General features: G+C 74.0%; 4 protein-coding genes and 1 pseudogene. All 5 read left to right on the top strand.

Going from position 1 to position 2,546, the window contains the following annotated elements; genetic code table 11:
- On the top strand, positions 1 to 285 hold a 285-nt coding region (locus tag ACYVI6_RS15045; protein ID WP_460447149.1), incomplete at its 5' end, for an alanine racemase.
- Between the two features lie 74 nt (positions 286 to 359).
- Positions 360 to 887, top strand: a complete 528-nt coding sequence (locus tag ACYVI6_RS15040; RefSeq protein ID WP_460447148.1) for a cell division protein SepF — start codon at positions 360 to 362, stop codon at positions 885 to 887.
- 3 nt (positions 888 to 890) lie between these two features.
- Positions 891 to 1,169 carry a YggT family protein gene (locus ACYVI6_RS15035; protein ID WP_460447147.1) on the top strand — a complete coding sequence of 93 codons (279 nt, stop codon included), beginning with the start codon at positions 891 to 893 and terminating at the stop codon, positions 1,167 to 1,169.
- Positions 1,170 to 1,311: 142 nt separating this feature from the next.
- Positions 1,312 to 2,094, top strand: a complete 783-nt coding sequence (locus ACYVI6_RS15030) for a DivIVA domain-containing protein (RefSeq protein ID WP_460447146.1) — start codon at positions 1,312 to 1,314, stop codon at positions 2,092 to 2,094.
- Between the two features lie 215 nt (positions 2,095 to 2,309).
- Positions 2,310 to 2,546 (top strand): annotated as a pseudogene (locus ACYVI6_RS15025) (HU family DNA-binding protein); the annotation flags it as partial.

The raw sequence follows: 2,546 nt of genomic DNA, 5'->3' as shown, positions 1-2,546 counted from the left end.
CGCGGCGGCTTCGACCCGGCCGACCTGCTGCCGGACGCCGAGCGCGTCGCCGAGGCGCCTCGGCTGCACCTGCGCGGGCTGATGGCGGTGGCACCGCGCGACGAGCCGGCCGCCCCGGCGTTCGCCCGGCTGGCCGACCTGGCGGCCGCGCTGCGCCGCGACCACCCGGGCGCCACCTGGCTGTCGGCCGGCATGAGCGGCGACCTCGAGGAGGCCGTCGCCGCCGGTGCGACACACCTGCGTGTCGGCACCGCGGTCCTCGGATCACGCCCGCCCCTCGGGTAACGTCCGTCACCCGGGACGGTCCGCGCCGACGACTCGCCCGACCGCACGACACGACGCGACACCAGGGAGTCACAGTGGCCGGAGCGCTGCGGAAGACGATGGTCTACCTCGGCCTCGCCGAGGAGGACGACCGCTACGACGAGTCGTCCTACGACGCCTACGACGAGTACGACCAGCCCGAGCACGACCGGCGCGAGCACCACGGTGCGACCAGCGTCGACGCGCGCGACGAGCGTCGTGACCACGCCCGCAACGAGGGAGCCCAGGTGACGCAGCTGCCGCACCGCACCGTCACCCGGCTGCACCAGCCCGACGACGGCGAGCTGCGCCGCATCACCACGATCCACCCGCGCACCTACAACGAGGCCAAGACGATCGGCGAGGCGTTCCGCCAGGGCGTGCCGGTCATCATGAACCTCTCCGACATGGACGACGCCGACGCCAAGCGCCTCGTCGACTTCGCCGCCGGCCTCGTGTTCGGCCTGCACGGCGCGATCGAGCGGGTCACCAGCAAGGTCTTCCTGCTGTCGCCGGCGCACGTGGAGGTGCTCACCGAGGACAAGCAGCCGGTGGCGCCGAGCGGCCTGTTCAACCAGAGCTGAGTCGTGGAGGTCGTCCGGGCGATCCTGTCGTGGATCGTCCTGATCTTCTTCCTGCTGCTGATCGGGCGCCTGGTGCTCGACTGGGTGCAGATGCTGGCCCGCGAGTGGCGCCCGCGCGGCCCGCTGCTCGTGGTGGCCGAGGTCGTGTACTCGGTCACCGACCCGCCGCTGCGCGCCATCCGCAAGGTGGTCCCGCCGCTGCGGATCGGCCAGATCCAGCTCGACCTCGCGTTCTTCATCCTGTTCCTCGTCGTCGTGCTGCTGCGCCAGGTGCTGGCGTAGGGCAGGCTGACGCCCCGAGGCGTCGGCTCGACGTCCGACCCTTCCGACCGACCGTTCGACCTGCCCCGCACGGGGCCGGACGTGCCGCCCCACCTGCGCGTTCGCTACCGTGTCCGGCGACCCCGAGCTCAGAGGTGACCAGATGCCGTTGAACCCCGAAGAAGTCGTCAACAAGCGGTTCAGCCCGACGAAGTTCCGTCAGGGCTACGACGAGGAAGAGGTCGACGAGTTCCTCGACGAGGTCGTGGCCGAGCTGCGTCGCCTCAACAGCGAGAACGAGGAGCTGCGCAGCAAGCTCAGCGCCTGCGAGGGCCGCGTGGCCGAGCTCAGCCGCGGCGGGTCCGCGCAGCTGACGAAGGCGCAGCCGGTGGCCGCGCCCGAGCCCGCTCCGGCGCCCGAGCCCACCCCGCCGCCCGCTCCGGCCCCCGCGCCCGCTCCGGCCCCCGCGCCGGCCCCGGTCGCCCCGGCGGCCAGCAGCGGCGTCGAGAGCGCCGCGGGCATGCTGGCGCTGGCGCAGAAGCTGCACGACGAGCACGTCGAGGCCGGCAAGGCCGAGCGCAACAAGATCGTCGGCGAGGCGCAGGAGCACGCGGCGCGCCTGGTCCGCGAGGCCGAGGCCAAGCAGCGGCAGACGCTGGGCGACCTCGAGCAGCAGCGCAGCCAGCTGGAGCGCGTCGTCGAGCAGCTGCGCAACTTCGAGCGCGAGTACCGCAGCCGGCTCAAGGCCTACCTCGAGACCCAGCTGCGCGAGCTCGACAGCGAGGCGACCGTCGAGTCGCCGCGCGAGGGCGGGTCGTCCGCCGGCGGACAGGGGTCGTCCGCCGGTGCGCGCCAGCTGCCCGAGCGCTCGGGCTACGGCCAGGGCGACGGCGAGCAGGGTCGCGGCAGCGTCTCCGAGACGCCGCGCTTCCCGTTCGGCAGCTAGCCCGCAGCACCCCGCACGTCGCACGTCCCGCAGGGCCATCGGCTGGTGCCGGTGGCCCTGCGGCGCGTCGGGATCGACCGCGGCCCCCGCCCGCCCTATCCTTCGGCCACCGTGCCCGGGACCGACGGGGACGCCGACCGCACCGTCGCGGTGCACCTGGAGGCCCCATGGCGACGCCCGGGAGCGGGGCGAGGCCGCGCACGGCCGCCCCCGTCGTGAGCGCGGCGAGCGCCGGCAGCGGGGCCCGCACGACGAAGGCCGCCACGAAGGCCACGTCCACGAAGGGGGCCACGAAGCAGACGACCACCTCGAAGGCCACGGCCACGAAGCAGGCGACCGCCTCGAAGGCCACGGCTGCGAAGGCTGGTCCCGAGACGTCGAGCGCCACCAGGAAGGCGACCGCGTCGAAGCAGGCCCCGGCGAAGAAGGCGACCGCCACCAAGAAGGCGACC

Source organism: Angustibacter aerolatus (genome assembly GCF_054776675.1).
This window is presented reverse-complemented; position numbering and strand designations above follow the sequence as displayed.

Bases quoted from the DNA above. Each gene is read 5' to 3' on its own strand.
- ACYVI6_RS15030 (WP_460447146.1), top strand. From the start codon at position 1,312: ATGCCGTTGAACCCCGAAGAAGTCGTCAACAAGCGGTTCAGCCCGACG.